Annotated in this window: 24 protein-coding genes; 16 read left to right on the forward strand and 8 right to left on the reverse strand. The window is 43.5% G+C overall.

Features of this window, described 5'->3' with window-relative positions; all coding sequences use genetic code 11:
* The first annotated feature begins 90 nt into the window (after window positions 1-90).
* Entirely contained in the window at window positions 91-1,800 is a 1,710-nt protein-coding gene (locus QP775_RS03160; RefSeq protein WP_285105672.1) for an FTR1 family protein, read from the forward strand.
* Window positions 1,801-1,974: 174 nt separating this feature from the next.
* On the opposite strand, the gene QP775_RS03165 is transcribed toward QP775_RS03160, so the two are convergent.
* Together QP775_RS03165 and QP775_RS03170 are read right to left on the reverse strand one after the other, a co-directional pair.
* Window positions 1,975-2,130 carry a DUF1540 domain-containing protein gene (locus QP775_RS03165; RefSeq protein ID WP_239327664.1) on the reverse strand — a complete coding sequence of 52 codons (156 nt, stop codon included), beginning with the start codon at window positions 2,128-2,130 and terminating at the stop codon, window positions 1,975-1,977.
* A gap of 149 nt (window positions 2,131-2,279) precedes the next feature.
* Window positions 2,280-3,200 (reverse strand): aminoglycoside phosphotransferase family protein, encoded by a 921-nt coding sequence (locus QP775_RS03170; RefSeq protein WP_285103530.1) that lies wholly within the window; start codon window positions 3,198-3,200, stop codon window positions 2,280-2,282.
* A 374-nt stretch (window positions 3,201-3,574) separates the two neighbouring features.
* On the opposite strand from QP775_RS03170, the gene QP775_RS03175 reads away from it, so the two are divergent.
* The 4 genes from QP775_RS03175 to QP775_RS03190 all read left to right on the forward strand — a co-directional run bounded on the left by QP775_RS03175 (window position 3,575) and on the right by QP775_RS03190 (window position 7,863).
* The gene (locus QP775_RS03175; protein ID WP_239327666.1) at window positions 3,575-4,501 is read left to right on the forward strand and encodes a methyl-accepting chemotaxis protein; all 927 of its coding nucleotides are present in this window, start codon (window positions 3,575-3,577) and stop codon (window positions 4,499-4,501) included.
* Between the two features lie 48 nt (window positions 4,502-4,549).
* Window positions 4,550-6,169 (forward strand): helix-turn-helix domain-containing protein, encoded by a 1,620-nt coding sequence (locus tag QP775_RS03180; RefSeq protein ID WP_285103532.1) that lies wholly within the window; start codon window positions 4,550-4,552, stop codon window positions 6,167-6,169.
* Between the two features lie 96 nt (window positions 6,170-6,265).
* The gene (locus QP775_RS03185) at window positions 6,266-7,210 is read left to right on the forward strand and encodes an ABC transporter substrate-binding protein (protein WP_285103534.1); all 945 of its coding nucleotides are present in this window, start codon (window positions 6,266-6,268) and stop codon (window positions 7,208-7,210) included.
* Between the two features lie 278 nt (window positions 7,211-7,488).
* Window positions 7,489-7,863, forward strand: coding sequence for a TIGR02328 family protein (locus QP775_RS03190; protein WP_285103536.1), 375 nt, complete (start codon window positions 7,489-7,491; stop codon window positions 7,861-7,863).
* Window positions 7,864-8,019: 156 nt separating this feature from the next.
* Here the strand turns inward: QP775_RS03190 and QP775_RS03195 are convergent, their stop codons facing one another.
* Both QP775_RS03195 and QP775_RS03200 read right to left on the reverse strand, forming a co-directional pair.
* The gene (locus QP775_RS03195) at window positions 8,020-9,213 is read right to left on the reverse strand and encodes an oxalate decarboxylase family bicupin (protein ID WP_285103538.1); all 1,194 of its coding nucleotides are present in this window, start codon (window positions 9,211-9,213) and stop codon (window positions 8,020-8,022) included.
* A gap of 119 nt (window positions 9,214-9,332) precedes the next feature.
* Complete coding sequence (locus tag QP775_RS03200) at window positions 9,333-9,680, reverse strand: EamA family transporter (protein ID WP_285103540.1); 348 nt, start codon at window positions 9,678-9,680, stop codon at window positions 9,333-9,335.
* A 308-nt stretch (window positions 9,681-9,988) separates the two neighbouring features.
* Between QP775_RS03200 and QP775_RS03205 the strand changes: the two genes are divergently transcribed.
* The 5 genes from QP775_RS03205 (at window position 9,989) to QP775_RS25705 (ending at window position 14,176) form a co-directional block, all read left to right on the forward strand.
* Window positions 9,989-11,032: an LCP family protein gene (locus QP775_RS03205; RefSeq protein ID WP_285103542.1), complete on the forward strand. Its 1,044-nt coding sequence runs from the start codon at window positions 9,989-9,991 to the stop codon at window positions 11,030-11,032.
* Between the two features lie 355 nt (window positions 11,033-11,387).
* Window positions 11,388-11,666 carry a CD3324 family protein gene (locus QP775_RS03210; protein ID WP_239327673.1) on the forward strand — a complete coding sequence of 93 codons (279 nt, stop codon included), beginning with the start codon at window positions 11,388-11,390 and terminating at the stop codon, window positions 11,664-11,666.
* A 91-nt stretch (window positions 11,667-11,757) separates the two neighbouring features.
* Window positions 11,758-12,495, forward strand: coding sequence for an MBL fold metallo-hydrolase (locus QP775_RS03215; protein WP_285103545.1), 738 nt, complete (start codon window positions 11,758-11,760; stop codon window positions 12,493-12,495).
* Between the two features lie 288 nt (window positions 12,496-12,783).
* Complete coding sequence (locus QP775_RS03220) at window positions 12,784-13,857, forward strand: right-handed parallel beta-helix repeat-containing protein (RefSeq protein ID WP_285103547.1); 1,074 nt, start codon at window positions 12,784-12,786, stop codon at window positions 13,855-13,857.
* 181 nt (window positions 13,858-14,038) lie between these two features.
* Window positions 14,039-14,176 carry an S-layer homology domain-containing protein gene (locus tag QP775_RS25705; protein ID WP_350338954.1) on the forward strand — a complete coding sequence of 46 codons (138 nt, stop codon included), beginning with the start codon at window positions 14,039-14,041 and terminating at the stop codon, window positions 14,174-14,176.
* A gap of 87 nt (window positions 14,177-14,263) precedes the next feature.
* On the opposite strand, the gene QP775_RS03225 is transcribed toward QP775_RS25705, so the two are convergent.
* Together QP775_RS03225 and QP775_RS03230 are read right to left on the reverse strand one after the other, a co-directional pair.
* The gene (locus QP775_RS03225; protein ID WP_285105673.1) at window positions 14,264-14,968 is read right to left on the reverse strand and encodes a TioE family transcriptional regulator; all 705 of its coding nucleotides are present in this window, start codon (window positions 14,966-14,968) and stop codon (window positions 14,264-14,266) included.
* Window positions 14,969-15,259: 291 nt separating this feature from the next.
* The gene (locus QP775_RS03230) at window positions 15,260-15,382 is read right to left on the reverse strand and encodes a sporulation protein YjcZ (protein ID WP_481857230.1); all 123 of its coding nucleotides are present in this window, start codon (window positions 15,380-15,382) and stop codon (window positions 15,260-15,262) included.
* Between the two features lie 806 nt (window positions 15,383-16,188).
* Here QP775_RS03230 and QP775_RS03235 point away from each other — a divergent pair.
* Both QP775_RS03235 and QP775_RS03240 read left to right on the forward strand, forming a co-directional pair.
* Window positions 16,189-16,905: a YiiX/YebB-like N1pC/P60 family cysteine hydrolase gene (locus tag QP775_RS03235; RefSeq protein ID WP_285103549.1), complete on the forward strand. Its 717-nt coding sequence runs from the start codon at window positions 16,189-16,191 to the stop codon at window positions 16,903-16,905.
* A gap of 186 nt (window positions 16,906-17,091) precedes the next feature.
* On the forward strand, window positions 17,092-18,273 hold the full coding sequence (locus QP775_RS03240) for a hypothetical protein (RefSeq protein ID WP_285103551.1): 1,182 nt from the start codon (window positions 17,092-17,094) through the stop codon (window positions 18,271-18,273).
* 161 nt (window positions 18,274-18,434) lie between these two features.
* Here the strand turns inward: QP775_RS03240 and QP775_RS03245 are convergent, their stop codons facing one another.
* Together QP775_RS03245 and QP775_RS03250 are read right to left on the reverse strand one after the other, a co-directional pair.
* Window positions 18,435-18,764, reverse strand: a complete 330-nt coding sequence (locus QP775_RS03245; protein WP_239327679.1) for a hypothetical protein — start codon at window positions 18,762-18,764, stop codon at window positions 18,435-18,437.
* 90 nt (window positions 18,765-18,854) lie between these two features.
* Complete coding sequence (locus tag QP775_RS03250; RefSeq protein ID WP_285103554.1) at window positions 18,855-19,766, reverse strand: serine hydrolase domain-containing protein; 912 nt, start codon at window positions 19,764-19,766, stop codon at window positions 18,855-18,857.
* A 471-nt stretch (window positions 19,767-20,237) separates the two neighbouring features.
* On the opposite strand from QP775_RS03250, the gene QP775_RS03255 reads away from it, so the two are divergent.
* Genes QP775_RS03255 through QP775_RS03270 form a run of 4 tightly spaced genes read left to right on the forward strand, consistent with a single transcriptional unit; the run spans window position 20,238 to window position 24,504 of the window.
* The gene (locus QP775_RS03255) at window positions 20,238-20,978 is read left to right on the forward strand and encodes an alpha/beta hydrolase (protein ID WP_285103556.1); all 741 of its coding nucleotides are present in this window, start codon (window positions 20,238-20,240) and stop codon (window positions 20,976-20,978) included.
* Window positions 20,975-21,937: an ABC transporter permease gene (locus tag QP775_RS03260; RefSeq protein ID WP_285103558.1), complete on the forward strand. Its 963-nt coding sequence runs from the start codon at window positions 20,975-20,977 to the stop codon at window positions 21,935-21,937. The genes QP775_RS03255 and QP775_RS03260 overlap by 4 nt, the downstream gene beginning before the upstream one ends.
* Window positions 21,938-21,953: 16 nt before the next feature.
* Complete coding sequence (locus tag QP775_RS03265; protein ID WP_285103560.1) at window positions 21,954-22,853, forward strand: carbohydrate ABC transporter permease; 900 nt, start codon at window positions 21,954-21,956, stop codon at window positions 22,851-22,853.
* A 55-nt stretch (window positions 22,854-22,908) separates the two neighbouring features.
* Window positions 22,909-24,504: a type 2 periplasmic-binding domain-containing protein gene (locus tag QP775_RS03270; protein WP_285103562.1), complete on the forward strand. Its 1,596-nt coding sequence runs from the start codon at window positions 22,909-22,911 to the stop codon at window positions 24,502-24,504.
* Window positions 24,505-24,733 lie beyond the last annotated feature (229 nt).

Below are 24,733 nucleotides of genomic sequence, written 5' to 3' on the forward strand. Positions count from 1 at the left end.
CAATTGTTGTGTCCATTGTATCTACTTAGGCCGCTTTCATACACTTCCCGTGCAGTTGGGCGATCGATAGCGGTGGTTCTAATCGTGAGTATGCTTTTTATACCGACCCGCGTGATGGTGGCAGAGGGAGCTGTACCCTCTGTTGATCAACTGCTGCCTTTAGTTGGCGGGGCGCTTGTTGAAACCGGACAGCAGAACTGGGAGACGGCGGCCACAGAACTGGAGCAGTTTTCTCAGTTTTGGAGTGATATCAAAGATAAAGCGCCCACTGCGATTGCGAGTGACATTAATGTTCACCTAGCGGCCGCAATAGAGTCCGTAAAGCAAAAGGATGCTGCTCAAGCAAAAGAGAGTTTGTCGGCATTAGCGAACAAAGTTAATGAATATGTTGACGGTACGCAGAGTGAAAAAGATAAGCCTTCTGGCAAAGATACTGCCGAGATATTACTTGGCATGGTCAAGAAAACACATGAGAGTCTGTCACAGGGCGCGATCCAACAAGCCCAGGCGGATTATCGTAAAATCGTTAATGATTGGAAGAAGATTGAGAATCCGATCCGCAACGATAATTTTGCCGTTTACAGTCAACTTGAAACCAAGATGACCTTAATCCGTGTAGCGCTCCAAGCCGATCCGCCCAAGGAAAAGCAGGCGCAGAGTGAACTGACTCATCTTATTGCCATTATTAAGGATTACAGGGCAGGCAAGATGGACGGAACAGCAGGCAAAACAGCAGAGACTCATCGTTTATCAGATGCGCTTGTGCTGCTTCAACAAGCAGATAAGGCTTTACAAGCCAAAAACGCTGAGCTTGCCTCGCAGCATGTGCAAGCCTTTATTACGATATGGCCCTCTGTTGAAGGAGAGGTATCTATCTCGTCGGCCACGGTATATACAGACACGGAGAATCAGATGTCTGAAGTACAGGGGTATTTGCTGTCGAGTCCCCCTAATGTGATGCAGGCGCAAACAGTCATTGGAAAGATGCTTCCTGCTCTTGAAGCTATTGCGAGCACAACTTCCTACAGCGCATGGGATGCAGCTGTCATCTTGCTGCGTGAAGGTCTTGAAGCCATCTTAGTGTTGGCTGCGTTATTGGCCTACGTTAAACGTACGGACAACAAGACAGCACGTAATTATATTTGGGCGGGTGCAGGAACAGGACTAGCGGTTAGTGCCGTGCTGGCTATTGTGCTTACGTATGCAATCGCTCAGGTCGCATCTGGAAGCACACGTGAACTGATCGAGGGAATCACGGGTCTATTTGCGGTTGTGATGATGCTGACGATTGGGAACTGGCTGCATAGCAAATCTAATATGCAATCCTGGAATGCTTATATTGGCAAGCAGGTGGATGGGGCGCTCGCAAAAGGAAGTCTTTGGTCTTTATTTGCTGTATCTGGATTAGCTATATTACGTGAAGGGGCCGAGACCGCGATCTTCTACATTGGAATGGCGCCATCCATTGAGCCGCTTCAGCTTGTAATCGGCATTGCAGGAGCTTTGCTCGTATTAGTCGTTCTCGGTTTCGCCATTATTTATTTCAGTGCAAAGCTGCCAATACGTCCATTCTTTATTGCGGCTACTGTCCTTATTTATTATCTTGTCATTCGCTTCCTTGGCGAAAGTATTCATTCCTTGCAAATAGCAGGTCAAATCCCAGCGCATAGTCAGGCGGGACTCCCTTCTGTTAGTTGGCTTGGAGCATATCCAACTTGGGAGACCTTTGCAGCGCAGCTGATCGCGCTCCTAGTTATTGCATATTTGCTATTACGCGGGATTAGCCGAAACAGGAAGTAAGGGGTTATGCTGATTGGCGATCTGAAGAAAATAACCCGTTAAGAAGCCATTTCAAAAAAAAAGATGTAAGATGCATATTATGGATAGAGAATGATAATAATTATCATTAGCAGTGACAATGATTTTTGAAATGTAAAAAGGCAGCTCTTATCAAGAGAGCTGCCCCATAAACCATTAGACTTTAGCTTCAAACGTCTTGCAGTCCGTTTCTTCCGAGTTGTTAGCCTGTTTGCCACGGTTACTAACGACATATATGGAAGAAGCGTTGCATTTGTTGCCTGGTGCCCAGAACTTACAGTTGTTCACTTCACATAATACATCTTTTGCCATTGTTTCTCACCACCTTCCTATGTAATAGGATGGACGGGATGAGTACCATTTTATACTACAAAGAACCCACCTTTTTGAGATGGGCTCTTTGTGTCGTGTAAATTAAGCAAAAGTTATTCATGTGTGCATGCTGCATTCTCAGTTTCCAGTCAAGATAAAGTGCTGCTATCTGGCTTGTACCAATTGGGAATGTATGTTCTGAATCCGTCATACCATTCCAGCACCTGCTCAGCCCGTTCCAGCATATTCTTGACTTCTTCTTGTCCAAATGGTATGGCCCAATGAATACTAGAGAGCTGATTGCTTGCCACATATAGTGCCATTAATTTAAAAAATAAATCGGGTACCTGGTTGTGAAAATATCCGTTAATACGTCCCGATGCAAATGAATGACTTTGCCCTGCACACCACGATATTCGATTAAATTCTTGCCATGGATCACCATGTCCCATTCGATTAAAATCGATAATACCTAGTGACCCGGACGGAGTTACAATCATATTTCCAATATGGTAATCGCCATGTTGAAAGGACTGAGGGCGGTTTTCTAATAAATGTCTATTGTGTGAAATGTAATCAACCAGTCGATTAGCACCCTTTAAAGGAATACCGCAGGCGTAATAATTCGATATGTACATGTCAATTTTGGCGTTGTATGATTCAGCCCACGATTGCCGGCCATCTCCAGCCGGGATTTGATGCATAGTTCTTAACGATTGCCCTGCTTCAATACCTAAATGGTATTGTTGATTAACAGTAAGATGGGGAATGACCTGTTGGGCATCTTCTCCTTCTACCCATGTGTACAGGCCATATACGGAATGACCTTCATTACACACGCCAAAATCCATCGGACGGGACATGATTAGCCCCATCTTTTCCAACTGTCTGATCTCCTCAAATTCTTGTTTTTTGCGGTTAAACATTGTAATATCTGACGTTCTGAGAAGTAAAGACGTGTCATCGTCTGTATGTACGTAATATTTTTTGTCTTTTGACCAGCCTTTGTTGACTTCTTCAACTTTGATCCAATTAAAAGAATTGGGTATGTCCTTAAATGCAGGATTCACTTGTTTGTCACCCGTGTGTTGTTATTTGTTTAAATTTAAAAGTAATATAGGTGAAAAGTTATAAGTAATGGAATGATCTGATTTAACCCAACAGCTGCGTAATAAGTTTCATTGTAAATGATCAAGTGTAACATGCCCACTTTGTAAAGAGATAAATGACACATTCGAGAAAGGAATATCTAGTAATTACGTGTATAAATACGAAGTTTGTTCATGAATATTTTGCTTTATGGAACTAACTATTCCTTGTATACTCTTATTTAGTCTCATTAAGAAGTGGTTTATAGACGAAAGTATGGACATTGACCAGAATTGAAGGCTATTGTGCCTTTCATTCTGGTCATTTATATCATTTATGAATAAGGAAGTGGCTCATGTTATACGAGAGGCAAACGCTGCAAAGAAGTACACAAGTGCTTGAGGGTGAAGCTGTTATTGCTGCACTGGAGCAGTCTCTGGCTATGATCGAATTTAATGTACAAGGCGATGTACTGTGGGCGAATCAACTCTTTGCTCAGGCAATGGGCTATCAGGTGGATGAACTGCCAGGCAGACATCACCGACAATTTTGCACGCCCCAATATGTAAATAGCAGTGAATATCATTCGCTTTGGAATAACTTGCGGAGTGGACTTAAGTTTCAGGAGAAAATTATCCGTGTAGCAAATGGCGGACGGCTCATTTGGCTTGAGGCAACGTATATGCCGATCCGTAACGAGGACGGGCAAGTGGTTGCTGTACTAAAAGTCGCAACGGACATTACTGCACGTGAAGCAATTGCTAGTCAGGTTACGCACGAATTGCAGCAAATGGCCGCTGACTTGTTGACGCGTACAGAGGACGGTATCAGACGCAGCCAACAAGTAGTTCAGACTATCGACCATGTAGCAGTAGATCATGAAACGAATTTAGAATTTCTTCGTGATCTGGAGCAGCAAACGAACGCTGTGCGTGGCATCGTTAAGACGATCCAGCAATTTGCGACACAGACGAATCTGCTTGCTTTAAATGCAGCGATTGAAGCGGCGCATGCTGGAGAGCATGGCCGTGGATTTAATGTGGTTGCCACTGAAGTACGCAAGTTGGCCCAACACGTTCAAGAATCTGCCAAAGCGATCCAAACAACCGTAAATGGCATATCAGAGCAGGTTCACCGCGTTAATGGAAGTACCACAAATTCTAAGCAGGCGATAAGCAGCAGTCAAGAGGAAATACAGCTGGCTGTGGCGGAATTTGTTGGTATTGGAGAAGCAGCAGTTCGTTTGGAAGCACAAGCACAGGCTTTAAGTAAAATGGTCTAGCCGTAGTCTCTAACAGAACGACAACAAATAGCAGAGGAGGGATTTATGTTGTATCGTCTGCTAGATGTGGTTGGATATGCTGAGGGCGCTGCGCGGATTTCTGAAGTTGCATGCAGCAAACAGGGAGCTCTCTTGCTTGTAGTTGTGTCCGGGAGTGGTAAAGTTCTCGTTAGGAATCGACAACATACCCTAAGTGTGGCTGATATCCTGTTAGTGCCCTCATCAGGCATGCTGGACATTCAGGCAGGGCAATCAAATTCCTTGCAAGTGCTGCTTATTCGCTTCGATTTGCTTGAAGAAGTGAAAGATAGAGGCGGAGATGAGAATAATTTCGTTCGATATCGTTCTGTCAAACCGCGCTGGATTGAAGGTTCAGGGTTACGAATGGACGGGATGCGTCAGGCCTTGATTATGGCTGATCGCCTTCATCAATTATGGACCGCTTCTGATATGCAGTTGGAAGCGCAGTCGGTCTTCTCCGAACTGCTGCTTCTGTGTAAGCAGGCGCACGATCGAGGCATACCGGCTGTCCCGGTGGACTGGATTAAGCAAGTGATGAATTATGTTGAACTTAATTATAATAAGCCATTAAGCCGTTCAGAAGTTGCTGGTGCTATCGGCGTTAGTCCCGATTATTTATCGCGTCGGTTTAAAGAAGAGACCGGGGCTGCCTATTCATCATACGTAGCTAATACAAGAGTTCGTAAGGCCAAAGAGCTGCTGTTGGGCACGCAGATGAGCGTTCAAGATGTTGCAGCAGAGGTGGGGTTCAAAGACCCGCACTACTTAAGCCGCAAGTTCAAACAAATTACGGGTGATGCACCTTCCATATATATCCGTAGGCCGAAAACGATCTTATCATTGGAGCCTGTCTGTACGTCAATGCTGTTGACACTAGAAACACCGCCTTTAGCAGGCGTGATTGAACCTTGGATGAGCAAGCACTTTGACATATTGCTGCAGCAGCATGCTGTTCGTACATTATATGAAGAGGGAAGCGATAAACAACAACTCGTCAGCTCGACCAAGGCGGATATCATTATTGGTTACGACAGCCCTGAATTAACAGATTCATACGACCGGAATACACCTTACATTCCTATTGATTGGCGTCGGACAGCGTGGCAGGAGCAATTTTTTCAGATCGCCGATATGGTTGGTAAGTACCAGAAAGCAACAATGTGGGCACAACGCTATCAAGAGCGGGTGATGAGAAGTCGCGAGCTTTTAAAGCAGCATCTCAACTGGAATGAAACGTTTGCTGTTATCTCATTTGAACACCCAGATCTCGCATACGGGGATGTGAAAATACTTGGTCCTTCCTTTGGTCGGGGCAGTCATGTGCTCTATGATTCGCTGCAGCTAATGCCGCCGATATCCATTCAAAGAGATGTGCTTTATCGAGAGGGATGGCTTGATGTATCTATTAGTGAGCTGTATCGATATAAAGCCGATCATATCTGTGTCATTCGTGATCCACATTATGCAGCACGCTCCCATCCCAATACCAACAACGCAAATAACCATCCCGTGTGGAACGACATGCTGCAGCATGCTAAGGGAGTGTATGAATTTCATTTTGAGCATCACCATTTTGATCCAGCAGCTACAGATGTTCAGCTGTATCAAATCGTAAAGCGCATTAGTGAGGTTTTATCCACCCAATAAGGACAGATTATTACATGGACGCTATTCCGCAGCGCTTGTTATAATACATCTTGCATTGATAATGATTTTCAATATTATTAAAACGAGGTGTGTAACATGAACGTAAAGAGGATGTCCACGTTAGCCATTTTACTGCTGCTTGCCTTTGTGACAGCATGTGGAAACAGCACGACGGGTGGCGGCGCCGATGATAAGGCAAGAGATAAAGAATCGGATACACGTAAGTATACATCGAAGCATGGTACTGTTAATATCCCGACACATCCACAGCGTATAGTTGCTGGCGGTCATCTTGGCAGCATGATTGCATTAGGTGTAAAGCCAGTTGGGGCTGTTAAAGAGTGGGAGGCGGACAGTCCGTTTTTAGCAGGCAAAGTAGACGGTATAACAGATATCGGAGATCCGCACAACTTGGAAACCATTGCTGCCTTGAATCCAGACTTAATCGTGCTCAGTGCAGGAGAAGATATGGATTCATTTTCTAAAATTGCACCAACAGTGCTCATCCCGTATCAAGATCTGAAAACGGTAGATGAACAAATTACAATTATAGCAGACTTGTTGGGTAAACAAGTTGAAGGAAAGAAATGGCTCGATCAATTTAATCAAAATGCTGCTGAAGCCCGGCAAAAAGTAACGGCTGCAATTGGTGAGGGACGTTCTGCTGCTATTATTGGTGTGATGGATGGTACCATCGGCGTGCTCGGTGATCGATTTGGCAGAGGGGGACAAGCTCTCTATCATGTGTTGCAGATGGCAAAGCCAGACAAAGTGCAGAAACTAATCGATGGTGACGGCACTGTGGAAGCGATATCGTTAGAACTGCTGCCTGAGGTCACGGCTGACTACCTTTTTGTATCGAGTTTTAATGAGAACGATCCTGCGAAACAAGAAATGATGAAAAGCTCCATTTGGAAGGGGCTTGCTCCGGTTAAAGAACAGCATGTATTTGAATTGGATCATCAACAGTTCTATTTCTCAGACCCGATCTCCATTCAGGGACAGCTTAATCTATTTGTAAGTATGTTGACCCAAAAATAAATTGTGGGAAGCGGCATATCAGTTATGAAAAGTCACACGCTGTGTGGCTTTTTTATATGTCATATAGAGGAGTTTAATGTCATTAAATAGAATAATAGAGTACAACGTAAAGGAGCGACAGATTACGAGTAAAAAAGAGGATCTCCCAGGTAAGGTAAGATAACTTTCAATAGTAAGGTTAACTACAAATATGAACAAAGATATTGATAATTATTTCGAAAAATGAGCAATCAAGCATGGCTCATTGGATAGCAGTGGACAGAATAAGGGGGATTTAGATGAGACTATGGCATGAACAGCTAATTCCAGTGCTGCCAAGGGCTCAGCTGCTAGGTCAGCATCGCGAATGCGCCGCACTTCGAGGAAATGGCTGGAACAAGAAACATCGAACCGTGGATTATGTTTTTCTGTACAGTCCATTTAAATTATATCTCTATCATGTGCTTATTATGGATGAAATGAAGCAGCGTGGATACCATGTTGATCCGTTGTGGCACGATGCGAACTATCGCGGTAAAATATGCGGCCCATGGGACGGGCTCCCGACTGATGCTCATCACGCAGATACCGTGATTTACCCGGAGCACAATAGGGCTTACTTGGAGGAATGTGTGTCTAATTTGCAGGCCAAAGGCATTACCATATCATTGTAAGTAAACAGGCTAACTTTAGAGTGAAGCGATACTATTTGTGCTGTGGAATAGCATTGTAATTAATGATATAAAAACGATGTAAATGAAAGGGAAAGGGACAACTTGCTGCTAAGGTGCATGCAAGTGTCCCTTTTTGTGGTGTGCTTATCAGTAGGGTTACTTGGGATAATAAGAAAACCCAGGATATTTTACTACCGACCATTTCTCTTTGCGCAGTGCTTGTATGGTATCTGGACCTACATGCAGATTGTGAGCAACTAGTTCAGGAGGTGTAAGGGCCATCCATTGGTTAAGAGACACATCTTGGAATCTGTCGCTTTTGAATAGTTCCAGAAACCAGAGCGACTGAGTGCCTGTATTCTGGATGTAGTGCCCGAAGGCAAATGGAACGTAGCCTACATCTCCGGCCCGATAATCAAATGTTCTCGCGGCCCCATTTCCCGCAAAAACGGTCATTCGACCTTGTCCAGTCAAATAATATTGCCATTCATCATTGTTGGGATGCCAATGCATTTCTCTCATGCCACCCGGAACGACCTCAACTAGAGCGGCCGCTACCGTTTTGGAAATACCGAATAGGGAGGAGTCTACGATCCGCACACTACCTCCAGGGAATTGGAGCGGAGGCTGTGTGAGCAATGGGTATGTGAAGGATAGGGGGACCGTTCCGAAAGGAGATGTAATTTTTTGCGATTCTAGCGATCCAGGTACAGAATCTTGATAGATGTAAACCTGTTCACAGGGTATGGTATCAAATGCGCTGATGGGAACACCAAAGTTTCCAGATAGAACATCCCGTGGTGTATGGGCAAACCAATCGGATATCGACAACGTGTTCAAGTCGGAGAAATGTCCATCGTCGAAAACAAGCAGAAACTCACATCCCTCCTCCAAGCCTTGAATGGAATGAGGAATGCCTGGAGGAAAGTACCATAAATCACCAGGGCCGACATCCGCGATGAAATTACGTCCATCTTGGTCTACAGCTGTAATCCGCGCCCTGCCTAAAATCATGTAGGACCATTCTGCTTGTTGATGCCAGTGTAATTCACGAACGCCACCAGGGGTCAGGCTCATATTAACGCCGGCAAGCGTTGTAGCGATGGGTAGTTCACGAACCGTAATCTCGCGGGACCAGCCTCCATGATTTAATTGCATGTGAGTATCAGAGTATGAAAACCTCAAATTGGGAATAAGTCCGGCATCTGTTACGGGCGGGACAAGCATATCAGGATTCTCACAGTCTCTCATGATGTCACGGGGACCTTTGTCGAACCAACCGGCGCCATCCTCACGTATTGGTTGAGGGATATGGGCAATATTTGCAACATTTCGCCGTGGAGCTTCCATGATGTAAACCTCCTTCGTTCATGTCGGCCGTATTATGGGCATGTATGAAACAAAATATGATGATTCTCTATTAAGTATGCAGTTCGAGAAGTGTTTATTTTTCTTTCACCTGAGTATATCTATTTTTGCTTGACAAGTACGATGCCTGCCACAATAATAGCCAGTCCGATCCAAGTTTTCCAATTGGGTATTTCTTTAAGAAACAAGTACCCCATGATAATGGAGATCACAATTTCCATACATTTGGCGACGACTAACACGTAACTAAGATTCTCGGTGGATTTGAGGCCGAACTTTACACCATACCCAACACTCAAGTTAGCGATTAGAAACACAGGGATCATCCACAATTGGAACTTCAATGTTGACCAGAAATGGGCGTCAATATGTTTGCCTTGATAGGAAAAGACGAAGTTAATGGCAAAAAGACCTCCGAATAGGAGCATAAGGCTGTACAAGTAATTCATAAGGTCCTCCTTTCTAACGGTTTACTGTGATGCAGGTTCAAAACAGTATTCAATGCACTCATTTGATGTTAATGTTTCCTGATGCCAACAATTTTATCCTTGTGCATAACGAAGCGGCAAGGTGTTGAGCTTCCTGTTTACTTTTTCATAACCACTTCGACTTCTGATCCTAATAAAATAAAGCGGTGCCCGACAGGAGAGGAATTAGCAAATTTATTCCTCTAATTGAGTCATGCAGGTATACATTTATTTAATAGAAACCTGCTCTATCCGTTAAATACCTTAGACTGAAAGAAAGAAGTGGTAAGATGCAGACCGAACAACATGCAAACACGAAACGAAACACAAGTCGAACAACAACTAGAAAGAAAAAGTGGATAAGAGGATTCATTTGGCTGGGCCTTGTTACTGTGCTTGTACTCAGCGCCTTTGTCTTTCGGAAGCAGCTGGCAGTGTTTACATTTGATGCTTTGATGTCGGGTGTTGTCGAGAATAAACTAAACGAGTCGTACAAGCCTATTGAAGGTAGGCAGGAAGTAGATAGGAAAATTACAGAGCCCTTCTCAGTATTGCTGCTGGGCGTGGACCAACGTGATGATGAGATTGGGCGTGCGGATACAATTATTTATACGATTGTCCGTCCACAGGACAACAAATTACTGTTTGTATCCATTCCACGAGATACATATACGGAAATCGTTGGCCATGGTTCATCGGACAAGATTAATCATGCATATGCATTCGGAAGCGTAAAAGATAATCGGATCGGCGGTCCGCAGATGACAATCGCTACGGTGAGTAAGCTTCTGGATCGAGATATTCATCATTACGCAACGATTAACTTTGAGGGTTTCAAAGACGTTGTAGATACCATGGGTGGAGTAAAGCTGCCAATCTATGAAGATATCATTAATAAAGCAGTTGTTCATGACAAGTTCCGTATTCAAGCTAATAAGCCGTTATACAGTGGACTTGAGGCTTTGAATTATGTGCGTTATCGAGAAGATTCCGATATGAATCGGACTGAACGACAACGAATATTCCTTAAGGCAATCATGGATCGAGCGATTGAGATGGAGCAAGTAAGCAAAATTACGGAGCTTATGGATATTATGGGTAAAAATTTTACAACAGATATGAAACCGCGCTCCATAATCGAACTTGCCAAATATATGTTTCAAGCAGAGGGGGCCCCATCTATAAGCAGCTATATGCTTCATGGGGACGGCAAACGAATGCATAATATATGGTATTATATCCCTGAGGAAGAGGATATCAACTATATTAAAACACTGACGAATAATTGGTTAAATCCAAATACAGCACCTACGGAACTTATTATTCCTCATTGATGGGGAACTGTTCGACGATGTAGCTATTTCTTTACACCTAATGGGCTGAAGCGGGACATGGAATACGCCGAATCGATATTCGAAGTCTCTAATAAAAAGCAACGAAATGCACATGTAAGAACAGCTTAGTTCAACTCTTGTGCTATGATTATGTGATTCAAAGGTTTATAGTAAATTACAACTGAACGCAGTCAAAGGAGCTGATTGTATGCTGCCCATGCTGGTTAGAACAGCCGAATATGGCTCTAAGCAAAGAGTTTCAGTGGATCTTTGTTTGGGGCCTACACACAATTAACATGCTGGGGCTCTTTGCTTCTCTATATATGAATTTTGTAATATAGATAGGAGCAAAGAAATGAATTATATCAATGCACAGGAAGTATTGCCGGAAGAGTTGCTGCACGTTATACAACAATATGTACATGGAAGTTATTTATATATACCGATTCGACCAGATGGCAAGAGACGGTGGGGTGAAAGAACAGGCTCAAGACAACTGCTGCAGGAGCGTAATGATGTGATCGCACAGGCATATGCTAATGGGGCCGCGATTCCCTGGCTTGCACAGCACTATTTTTTATCTGAACATAGTATTCGAAGAATTATTCGTGAACACAAACGCGTACAACTTTGATGCGGTATTATGTTCGTCCTTTTATCAGCAGGGCAATTGCTTTAAACTTATGGAGCAGAGCAGTTAATCAAGCTGGAAGGACGTTTACAGCATGAGCAACTACATTGTACTGAATATTGATTTTGAATATCAAGGTCAGCAGCAGGTTATTTCCCCGGTGTTGATCCAGGATGCGGCAGATACGATCCTTGTTGATTGTGGATATCCTGACTTTTTATCAAAAATAGAAGAAGCAGCCAATCGCCATCACATTAGTGTTGCATCAATTACCAAGCTGATCTTGACGCACCATGATATGGACCATATGGGATCACTCGCGGCTTTAAAGCGAGCTTATCCACAACTTACTGTCATTTCACATGAACTTGAAGCGCCTTACATTGCGGGGCAGCGTAAGTCACTGCGTCTTGAACAAGTTGAATCGACATGGGGAGAATTGAGAGCTGAAGATAAGCCCCATGTAGAGCAGTTGATGTTATTGCTGCAGTCGATCGAGCCGGCTGCTGTTGATCAAACGGTCCGCCATCAGGAAAGGCTGCCCTTGTGCAGTGGAATTGAGATTATCCATACGCCAGGGCATATGCCTGGACACATGTCGTTGTATTTGCCAGCAAGTAAGACATTGATTTCAGGAGATGCCGTTGTCATTCAAGAAGGAGGGCTCGCAATTGCGAATCCTGAATTTACCTTGGATCTAGAAGAGGCAGTTCGCTCCGTTCGTCGACTGCTGGATTATAACATCGAACATCTCATTTGCTATCATGGCGGCCTGTATCAAGGTAATGTGAAACAAGCATTAAGAGCACTCCTGCAAGCCTATGATTCATAAATAAAGTCGAGTTGTGTATCTATCGATGTATCCCTCTTTATGTTCTCGTTATTTGCGGGCAGATGAAGGGGGATTTTTTTATTGTATTGTGTTTGGGTAGATCTTAAGTTCTATTACCATACGCTACTATTCGACAATAACACTTGGGGAAAATAATTTGTTTCTAGGTCGCTAATCACATTCGAAATGATGCAGCGCATATAATTGGAGGCCTAATCGTATCGTGATGAAGAGCGCTTCTTATGTAAGTTCGCAGCGCACAACAAACGTTAATAAGGAGAGATGACATTGAGAAAGGGTACACGTACAACATCAAAGCTAATCTCTATCGCGGGTAGTGGATTTGTGATTTTATGTATAGCGACTTTTATGTTGGCATCAGAACTTGCACATGGCAGTGTCAATCACGTACCTGCGCAAGTTGTGCAACCGAACATTATGCTACATAAACCAGTATCTGTCGCATCAATGGATTCAAAGATGATTGCCTGCAGTACAGCATCCTGCTTGAGTAGTGCATTAAAAAAAGTGGTTCCAGGCAGTAGTATTGTGCTTGCACCAGGCACTTACAAAGGCAGTTTTTCTTCTGATGTGAATGGAACAGCAGGGGAGCCCATTACAATTCGAAGTCAAGATCCTGCTCATCCCGCTGTGTTATCGGGGCATTCTACAGGTTCAGGGTATAGTCTGCGCATTCGCGGAGACTATTGGGTTATTCGTGATCTACAAATGACCAATGCTCAGAAAGGGATCGTACTGGATCATTCGGACTACACGCTCATTAGTGATGTTGAAGTATACAATATCGGCTATGAAGGTGTACATTTTCGGGACGGCAGCTCCTACGGTACGATTCAGAACTCTCGTATTCATCATACAGGCAGAACGTCACCGGGATATGGGGAAGGTGTATACGTGGGTTCTGCCGAAGGAGGAGGCTATAATCAAGCCACACACTACAATACGGTTCGGAATGTAATCTTCGGCCCTCACGTAACAGCGGAGCATATCGACATTAAGGAGCGAACAATTGGTACGCTTGTCGAAAATTGTACGTTCTATGGGGAAGGAATTAGCGGCGACAATTATGCCGATAGCTTTATTGATATAAAAGGGAATAACGCGATCATTCGAGGAAATGTGGGGTACCAATCAAATAACAGTAATATCGTGGATGCGTTCCAACTGCATGAGATTGTAGCCGGGTGGGGAGTGGGAGGCAGCGTGACACACAATACCCTGTATTTGGATAACCCGGCAGTATTTCTGCTGGCAGGATACAGTAACACAAGTGCGTTTGCGTCGCAAAATACGCGTAGTCCAGCTGGCAGCATGTACAAAGGGAACATCATAGTTAATTAACCGAGCATGTGCGAGGCTGCTGCCGAAGCACAACCCGAGTTCCGCAACCAGACTAAGGGATTAAGCTATCAATGGTCAGAAGCAACGGATTATCGTTACCCTGTGGAAAGATGTTGGATTTGACTCTTCGGTGTTTCAACCTAGGATGCTTCCTTGACCACGACGATTAACGATTCCCTAAGTGGAAATTTGTACATTCATCAGCGAATGGGCTCGAAAAGAAGTTGATTTGGCACTTCGAAATGGTATTGTTAAAGGCACAAGTAACAAGTTTGCCCCGCAAACACATGCGACACGAGCGAAGCAACAGTTATGCTGAAGAGATTAATGGATATAGTGGGGAGGACACTGCTTAAGCACATATTGTGATGCAACTTGCTGTTTGAAATGCAATGTGTGGCTCATCTTAGAGCAGCTCAAGTACCATACATAATTCCATCAGCTGATGTATGCCGCGAAGTTGTTGGCGATTGCGCTCATGAATTCGTCTGATCGCTTCTTCAGTCACCTTTCTAGCCTGGTCGATACTGTGGTGCTCCACAGCATCAATAATCTCTTTCACACGCTCCAAATAATACACGGTGCTGCGCAGTGTACGAATAAGCAGTATTTTACGGACATGCATAGGCGTGAACATTCGGTATCCATTTTCCGAGTTCCGTATGGGAATAAGTAAGCCTTCTTTTTCCCAATGGCGAATAGATGAGGTTCTAATGCCTGTAAATTGTGCGACTTCCCCAATTGTCATTTCTGGTTTAAGTTTATGGTTCGCATCGGATGGAAGATGCAGATGCTGCAGCAGCTCAAGTGTCTGGTCTGCGTTCATTTTTTCTTGCTGCAAGTTCGCTTGTTCTTTGTTGACCAGCCAAAAAGCTGCATCTAAATTTGCAGCTTGTAAATGACGCAGTACCTCGCAAGTCATCGCAACCCCGAACCCTGGAAACATGGCGCGCAAACAGCGAAAATAGGACAAATGCAGCTGTGTATACAGGCGATAGCCATTTGCAGCACGAGCTGGGATGGGAATCACACCCCATGATTCATAATGGCGCAAAGCACTTGTACTAATGTCCAGTTCTTTTGCAATCTCGATTGGTTTGTAGTAACGTATTGGTATCACCCCACACCGTACACATTTGATACTTCACTGTACCAAATGTGTTACAGTGTGGCAAACATTATGTAACACCTCTGCTGCCTCCAAATAAAGTCTGAATCATTGAAACGAATCCCATAGATATGAACCCAAAAGTTTGAAATTTACGAGCTAACAACAAGCTATTTACATTTGTGTGATTGTCAGTTGTGCCCGACAAAGAGGTAATAAATCCCCCCTGACCACGGTATTGATGGTGAGGGGGGGTGGTATTAATTACCGTATCACAGGAGGGTCAGCGAATACTTAGTAGCCACATATCGATCTGCTAATAATTACAAGCAAGATAAACAATACAAGAATGACACCAACACTTGTAAAACCTCCACCACATGCACCGCCAAAACCACGAACCTCAGACACAGACATCCACCTCTCTTGATTGAATTCGTTTCGTTACCGTACAATTGTATGTAGGTGACTTGAATGATGATTGGACGAATGGATAGTATTTAGCAAAAAATCACTTTTATTCTAGTCAAGCTACGTCTATTCTCTATCCGAATGGATTTACTTAAAGGGAGATGCGACTATTCACAGACGTCAGTGCATATTGTTAAGCCTCGAATGAATATGCTGCATAATTCCCGCTTCATGAACGCCAGCAGAGATAAGCATCATATCAAATCGTATCCAGGCTATAACGGTAGTCAGTTAACCATTCGATCTAAATTTGAACATGATCTCATATGTGGGATTTTTCCTTATCTGTATATAACAATGGAGCTAAAGAAAAAATGTGAACGGATATTGTTAGATAAAAGGTTTACCTTTTGCAAAGGAATAAGAACGTGTATGCTGCGATATGACAAATCAAGAAATAAGCCTTCAGGTCTATTAGGAGCAATCGTGAAAGTGGAAGATGTTGTCGCCGCTGCTTGTAAATACTTCGCTTAATGCGTGTTGAATCGACAGTTTACACGTCACCTGGACAAGTGTGTAGGGCTAAATAACCATATATCACCGATTATCTCTGATTCGGGGAGATGCTCAGTAATCTGAATAAAAGAGAGTCTATCAATTAAAAATCTGCGTCAAGATGTGTGAGCTCTTGTTTGTTAAAATTATATTAAATGGGTTGACACTGCATTTTTGATGACATAGTCTACAAGTAGAAATTTATCTGGCCAGAAGATTTCTGAGTTTGTATAAACTCTACTTGAGAGGAATGAATAATGAAGATGAAGAAGTTTTGGTTCCTTGCGTTGTGCACACTGCTGCTGATGGCAATGCCTGTGCAGGCTGGTGCTAGTTCAAACGACAAACTGTTGGATCAAATCATTTCTCTCCATGGTAACGGCTTAACGAAGCAGGAGTTGAAGAAAAGTATTGTTCAGATGACGAAAGAAACTCGATTGAGTGAAAAACAAGTATCTGAACAAATTTATAAAGAATTAGTATCAAAGCAATCCGGACAAGTAAATACATTGTCAGCAGGCGGTGGAAGCAGCGGCAATTATCCACTTGATCCAAGTCGAAAAGGCACTTTTTTCTTTCAGCCAGCATCCACACTTGGCATACCGCATGGACATGTCGGCTTCTATTACTCTAATAGCGAAATCGTAGAATCACACATTGATGGTGGAGTACGGAAAGTAAGCGTTTCCAGTAGAAATGTGGCCAGCGGTGCCCGAATTCAAGCTGTCAATGTCACGACCAAAGCGCAAGATGAGCTCGCTGCAGACTGGGCCAATGGCAAAATAGGCGGTTCTTACAACCTTAATTTCTTCAACAATCGCTCCTGTACAGGCAAATCCTTTAATTGTTCGCAGCTAGTCTGGTGCGCATTCAAGGAAAAAGCCAACATTGACATCGATCAAGACGGTGGTTGGGGGGTTTACCCAGTTGATATTCGTGATTCAAATAAAGTAAGCACGCTTAAAACATATTAGTCATTCGTATTAAACATTAAAGATTGGTAATAAGGTTTGGGCGTGAGTCTGAACCTTATTACTACCCAATACCTCAATCTGTACCTCGAGCATAACCACACAGACCACGCTATTTTAGATTCCTTTTACCCTCTTTTTACAGTATGTATACTTATCATCCCTAAAATCGTGAACAGGAGTAACCACATGAGATTTATGTATAGTTGTAAGCTTGTCAGATTTGTTGCCTGTATTGTCCTCTGTGCAGCTATTGTTGGTACGATGGGTGGATGCGGCAGTGCACCGTTGACTACAACGCCAGAGTACAGAGGTAACCCGTTAGCAGCCCTCTATTATTCGACTGACTTGCCGCACGAGAAGTTAGGGGACGGATTAAGTTATGTGTTTCTCATTGATCAGCAAGGCGCACTACTTACACTCCCTTATCGCGGGTTAGAATTAAATTCGCTTATCCCTTTCGAGAGCAGCTTACTATTGCATCAAAAAAAGCAGCTGCTAGCGATTCAAGATACAAAGTCTACTACGTCAGCGTCTTATGAGGATGCGTGTAAGGTGTATGCAGGATATGGACAGTCTTCAGGGCGGATAAACGTCAACAATATGTATTATGCATTATTTAATGGACGCTTCAGCGATGATCGACAGCACTACATTTCTACAATGCGATGGGGCAATGAATCCAATCATTATTGTCAAGATCTGAATGATTATATTGAAGTGTCGGGGGACGATGGAGCAGACGTCTACTTTATCTCATCGGATGCAGGAGATTCAAGTATTAAATCTTTCAACAAAATGTCTATTCAAGGGGAACGGGTCATATCAGAGAAATCTTTTCTGGAACGAAGTAAAGTGGACGGCCGGTTCATGTTCACTAAACTAATAGCAGATGGTTCTAACATGCTGGGCATTTATGCAGATTTATTGGAGGACAAAGTTCAGCTAAATCTTATGCAGATAGACAAGAAAAATAAGTCAGCTGTTCAAAAGCACTCGCTGCTGCAATATGACGGCAGCAACACACATTATTACTTTTTTAACAAAGAGAGTATCTATGTCAAAGGGAGAGATGTCTATTTCGTTGACGGATATGGCGATGTATACGCTTATAATCTGACTGGGAAACGTTTAGAACTTAAATTCCATCTCAAAGATTATACGCGTGAGTCCCAACTACAAGATGAAATGGTATATTTCTATCAAGATTACTTATATTTCTACCGCTTTAATTCTAATACCTCACAACATCAGATTGAACAATATAACCTGCAAGGCGATATTATAAAAACGGTTAACCTTCCAGATTTGAGCAAGCAGCTAGGACAAAATACCATGTTTTTATACGATTTTAAAATACTGAATCTCTAATAGGTGCACATGCAGACTTGATGTCCAACCAACATTTCCCCTCAGACATGACTGAGCATTGAGCGTAACATCCAGCATGCAGCAAGAGGATAGGATTTGGGGGATGTTAGCATTACGATCAATACCTGAGGGGATCTGGTTAACAAAGTGGATATGTGGAGTTAGATGAGAAACGGGAATCCGAAGAAGGGGCATGCAAATAAGAGGGCAATAAAGGCTAGAGATATAATAAATCCCCCACCTCCAAATCCGCAGCATGGAAAAAACGAAGAAACAGACGCTTTGTCACGGAGTTGAGAGAGTCTAGCCTTAGCCTTGGTTCGCCCTGTAGGTACGGTTTGGGCACCTTTAAAGCTATCTCTGAAATATAACTTGCCGTCTCGAACATCGGTTACTGTCCCGTAAATACAAGTTCCGTCTTGTTGGACTGCCCAAATTGTTTTTCCGATATAAGAACGAATGTTGGCTTCTACGACAGGTATTGAATGCATGTTACGATCACCTCTTTTCGAGTAAAGTGCTCTACTATACATGTGTATGATGATAGGGTGCATACGGTTTGGACGAATGGGGATCGTCAATTACAATAACGGCAAAATCTCTGTCCAAACGGCGTCTAGTATGTCCTGCATGCGATCTTCCTCACTATTAATAGCTATGACGGCTTCGTAATCAGGAAGGATGATACAGAATTGCCCATGCGCTCCGTCTGCTCGATAAGCCCCGTGTAGACACCTCCAAAATTGATAACCGTAACCTAAGCTCCAATCGACACTCCCTTTATTTTCAATCTGTTTAGCGGATGCTTGCTGTATCCAATGTGCAGGCACGAGCTGCTGCCCTTCCCAAGTGCCATTCTGCAAAAGAAGCTGGCCAAATCGACCCAGTTCCTCCGTACTAATCTTCAGTCCAGCACAGCCCAGTGTAATGCCAAGGGGGGATGTTTCCCAGGACACATCCTGAATCCCCAGTGGCTCAAATAAACGCGGCGTTAAATAAGACTGCACCGATTCACCGACAGCAGCCTGCACCAACGCTGAAATCATAAACGTATCACCGCTGCTGTAAGTAAATTGCTCACCTGCAGGTCTGTCCAGCGGCTGTGACAAGTAATATTTGACCCAGTCCTTTTCGGTTAAGTATGCTCTCTCCTCAGCCCGCAGCGGGGGGACATCATGTCCAGAAGACATGCGGAGCAGGTCACGCAGCGTAAGTTGGCAGGGATGAAGGGGAGAGTCGTTCTCCATATAAGGTGAAGAAGGAGCACGGAGGAATTCTCCTAATCTCGTGTCAAGCGTGAGCTTGCCCTCCTCAATTGCCAGACCAACAGCCATTGAAGTAAATGATTTACTGACCGAATGCTGTAATCGTCGGACATCTGCTGTTAAATCCCATTTTGCGCACAAAGTGCCTTGCGTCAGCATTCGAACGGAGAGAACTTGCAACTGCTCAGCGGTTATACGATTCACAAAGCCAGTTAATATATTCGTCATGATTTCTTCTTCTTTCTTACTTCATTTTATGTAATAGAAACGTTTTTACTAAAGTGGTTATCTGGATATGTAGCCATCTTACAACTCTCCTGCTAGAGTGTCAATGAAATAATAGCAAGCGCTTTCATTTGCTTAAAACTATTAATAATTGGTTTAAATAACAATTAAATAGAAAAAACAACGTAATAAAAATCATATTCTTTCCTGGTTAATAAAAAAGATATTGACAGCGGCCCACATCTGGAACTATGATTTAGTCGAAACGATTCGAATAAATCGCTTTCATGTCTGAAAAATATGTTTTTATCTTTTTTTCATGAACAGAAGGCGGTATCTACAGCGGCTGACGAGCACGCCTACATATACAAATATAGGGGATTGCAACAGAAGCCGGCGATTTTAAATTAAGTAAAATGAAAGGGATTACATATGGCGCATATAACGATAGAAACAGGTTCAAATACGTTATGCATGTCAACAAGTATCCACGTCGTCTATCCCTTAGAGTCACGCCGTCCATCAAGCAGCACGCTTTATCTGCTGCACGGCGCTGGTGACAATGCAAGTACTTGGCAGCGATTGACGACTATTGAAATGTATGCACAGCAGTACGGTTGTACGGTCATAATGCCGGAAGCTAATCGAAGTTACTATACGGATATGATGTATGGCTTAAATTACTTTCAGTTTATTACAGAGGAGCTGCCCGAATTGTGCGGGCAACTGCTTCATCTGAACCCTGATCCGGAAAGGACATATGTCGCCGGATTATCCATGGGAGGGTATGGTGCTTTGAAATGCGCCCTTACGTATCCGAACCGTTATGCCAAAGCAGTGTCGTTATCAGGAGTGACGGATATTAAAAGGCGACTCCGAGATCCTGAGATGCCACAGGGCATGGTAAAAGAAATGCAGGCTGTATTTGGCAGAGAGTTAACGATATCTCCAGATCAGGATTTATACGCATTGGCGGCTGGGCAAATAAGTGATAAACACCCACTTCCGTCGATCCTGTGCTGCTGTGGATCAAGTGATCCGTTTATAGACATGAATCGCGATTTCGCCGCTTACATGACGAATACGGCATTTGATTTCAATTATGTGGAAGGCCCCGGGAGCCATGATTGGCTGTTCTGGGAGGAGCACTTGAAGACCACATTTGATTTTTTGTTTGACCGTAACACAGAGATAGAGAGGGGAGATGCGTTTTGAAATCTGCTGCTTTAGAGGGGCCGGGGGGAAATGGTAAGGGACGTTCTAAGTTAGGATCACTTTTCATTGAGATGTGGAAACATCGTATGGTCTACACGTTGCTGCTTCCCGGATTAATTTGGTTAGTGCTGTTTGCTTATCTGCCTATGGGTGGCTTGTCACTGGCTTTTAAAGAGTACAAAGCGAACCTAGGCATCTGGGGAAGTCCATGGGTTGGATTGGAAAACTTCAAGTATGTATTTCGTGATCCGGCGTTTCTTGATTCCTTATGGAGAACGTTATATATCAACATTGTTAAGCTGGTGATTCAGTTCCCGTTCCCCATTCTGTTGGCGCTGATGCTTAACGAACTGCGAATGCGGCGGGCAAAGAAATGGTTCCAGACTGTGCTTACGTTTCCGCACTTCTTATCCTGGATAATCGTATCAGGGGTTGTCATAAATGTACTTGCTTATGACGGGCTTCTGAACAGCACGTTGACGATGCTTGGATTGCCAACGATTAATTTCCTGGGCTCCGAAAGTATGTTTGTACCAATGATCATTTTTACAGATATATGGAAATCAACGGGATGGGGTGCCATCATTTATTTAGCCGCTATCTCGGGCATTGATCAGGACCAATACGAATCAGCTGAGATTGATGGTGCTTCTCGCATGCAGCAAATGTTCCGCATTACGCTGCCTAACATTTTGCCTACAGTGACGATTATGTTTATTTTGTCGGTTGGTGGATTGATGTCGTCGGGCTTTGATCAGATCTTCAACTTGGCAAATGCAGCAACTAAGAATGTGTCGGAAGTATTGGATGTGTACATTTATCGGATTACGTTCCAATCTGCAACCGATTTCTCATTCTCAACTGCGGTGAGCTTATTCCGTTCCCTTGTGAATATGGCGCTGCTGCTGCTTGCTGATAGGGTTGCTAAGATGATGGGCGGAGACGGTCTATTCCGATAAGAAAGGGGCGCAAAAGATGAGTAAAAAAGGAAAACGGTCTGGGTTCCGCAAAGGCAAGATGACGGCCCTTGACTATTTTATATTTGTTGTGTTGTTGGTTGTGGGCTTAATGATTCTGATTCCGTTCTGGAACGTCATCATGATCTCATTCTCGACGCAGAAAGAATATGCCGACAATCCATTGATGCTGTTCCCGAAAAATCCGACACTTGCTTCCTATAAAGCGCTGTTTGCAGACGGCAGTATATTGGTTGGATATTGGAACACGTTTAAGTTGCTTATTGTAGGTCTGCCATTAAGTTTATTCTTGACGAGCAGTATGGCATATGGACTAAGCAGAGCCAAGTTTCCAGGAAAGAAGATCATTTTTTTCTTAGTCCTCTTTACGATGATTTTTAACGGCGGTATTGTACCGCTATACCTAGTTATGAAATCGATGCATCTTACAGGTACGTTGTGGTCTGTTATATTTGCTGGCAGCTTTAGCGCATTTAACATGATTCTGATGATGAATTACTTCCAGAGCTTGCCGGAATCATTGATGGAATCTGCCCGACTAGATGGGGCTGGAGAATGGAGAATTATGCTGACAGTTGTTTTGCCGTTAGCTGCGCCTATTATGGCCACGATTACGTTGTTCTACGGCGTCGCGTATTGGAACAGTTGGTATGATGCCATGATCTTCCTACGCAAAGCAGATCAGCTTCCGCTTCAGAATGTCTTACGAGCCATTATTGTCGAATCGTCCACCAACGCTTCGAACGCCGCCAGTGTAGATTCGGTTGGCAAGCAAGGATTCTCAACGGGGATGAAGATGGCTGCGGTCTTTGTGACCATGGTACCGATTATGTGCTTCTTCCCTATGCTTCAAAAGCATTTCGCTAAAGGGGTATTAACAGGGGCTATTAAAACCTGATTAATGCGATATAGGTTTTTGTAACAAAAATCTAATCAACAAGGGGCGCAAAAACATGGAAACAGGTAAAAAATTGTCATGTAAGTCAGTTCTGGCCATTACAATGTGTGTGGTCATGCTGATGGCGACAGCATGTTCAAAGCAAGAAGCGCAGGGTGGAAATGAGAAAGACAGCAACGGAGCTTACAAAGATAAGTTGAAAATTTCCGTTGCAAGTACGCTTCAGCTTAAAGATGGCCAGTTGGACAATGAGTTTCACAAATTCTGGATGGATAAATTCAATCTCGATTGGGATTACAACTTTGTGGAATGGGACTCTTGGGGGGAGAAGCTTCGCCTGTGGATTAACTCAGGAGACTTGCCTGATGTAGCAACCTGGAATTATATTCATGGCGATGCAATGAACTATATTGATCAAGGCTTGTTCTACAAGTTTCCTGATGATTGGAAAGAGCGCTGGCCAAATGTCGCTGCTGCATACAAATTGACAGGATTAGGCGACAAATTGGAAGAAATGAAAGGCGGCACGTACCTCTTGCCACGTCCGGTGTATTACGATAATAAACCGGCTGATCCACTGACGAATCAGATCGGAGTTATCGCTCTGCGCAAGGACTGGGCGAAAGCAGTAGGCTTTGAATTAAAAGACGTTTATACGACAAAAGAACTGATGACATTTGCCAAATTGGTGAAAGAAAAAGATCCTGGAAAAGTGGGTTCTAAATTAGTGCCGATCTCTTACAATGCAGCTGATGCGTTGACGAATATCATCATGCCAAACAGTGAACATGCCAAAGTGGAATCGGCTTTCTATAAGGGTGATGATGGAAAATATCACTGGGGACCTGCAGATCCAGAGACACTTACCGGCTTAAAGCTGATGCAGGAATCTTACAAAGAAGGCCTGCTGAATCCTGAGTTCTACACTTGGAAAAACAATGAAGGCAACGATAACTTCCGTGTAAAAGGCGCTGCTGCGGTGACAAGTATTGGGGGATTGGCTTCATTCCGAACAGATGTAGACACCAACATGAAAAAGAACTTGAACATCGAGAGTGACGAGGTCGTTCAGACAGCAATTGTGTTAGGTGAAGATGGAAAATATCGCAACCTAGAACAAGCTAACTTCTGGTCAGCATTGATCTTCTCGCCTAACATCAGCACAGAGAAATTCGAACGTGTCATGGATTTATTGGATTATTCCACTTCCAAAGATGGACAAATGCTGCTGAACATGGGATTCGAAGGCAAGGACTGGAAATACGACGATAATAAAGAACTCGTAAGCTTGCTACCGGAAGGCAAAACGTTGGATGATCTTTACCCAGCTCGCTTTGAAGGACTTTACCTGTTGGGTGATGACTTCAGCATGATCAACCCGGCTATTAAAAAGGAATACCGTGACAGAGCAGTTCTTCACTTCAAGGAGAAAGCAAAACTTGGCAAAGAAGGCGGCAGATTGGCTGAATACGATTGGACCGTGCAATTGTATGATTCTAAAGTGAAAAATCAGGCTACTTTTGACTATGAAAAAGAGTATACGAACCTGATTTTGCAAAGTGGAGATCTAGAAGCGAACTGGAAGAAATGGGTTGACAGCAAGCAGTCGCTTGTACAACCGGTATTGGACGAATTAAATAATCTAAAGTAATTCGCCACTAAATTACAAGTCGAGCTGGCCAAAGGCTTATGCCAACGGTCCAAGTCTATTGAACCCGGTGTACTCAGCATCATTAGATGCAGCCGGGTTCTTCTCTTCAAAGCAGCAAACCGCTAGGCAAGTAATGTGAGGTATGCCAAGCTTCTGATTGAGGTAGTTGCACAACGTCTGTCCGAAGGTATTCTACTGTAATTTTGTAAATCAGTAGAGATCAGAAATT

The organism is Paenibacillus sp. UMB4589-SE434 (assembly GCF_030226685.1).
In the GTDB taxonomy this organism is placed as follows: Bacteria; Bacillota; Bacilli; order Paenibacillales; family Paenibacillaceae; genus Paenibacillus_B.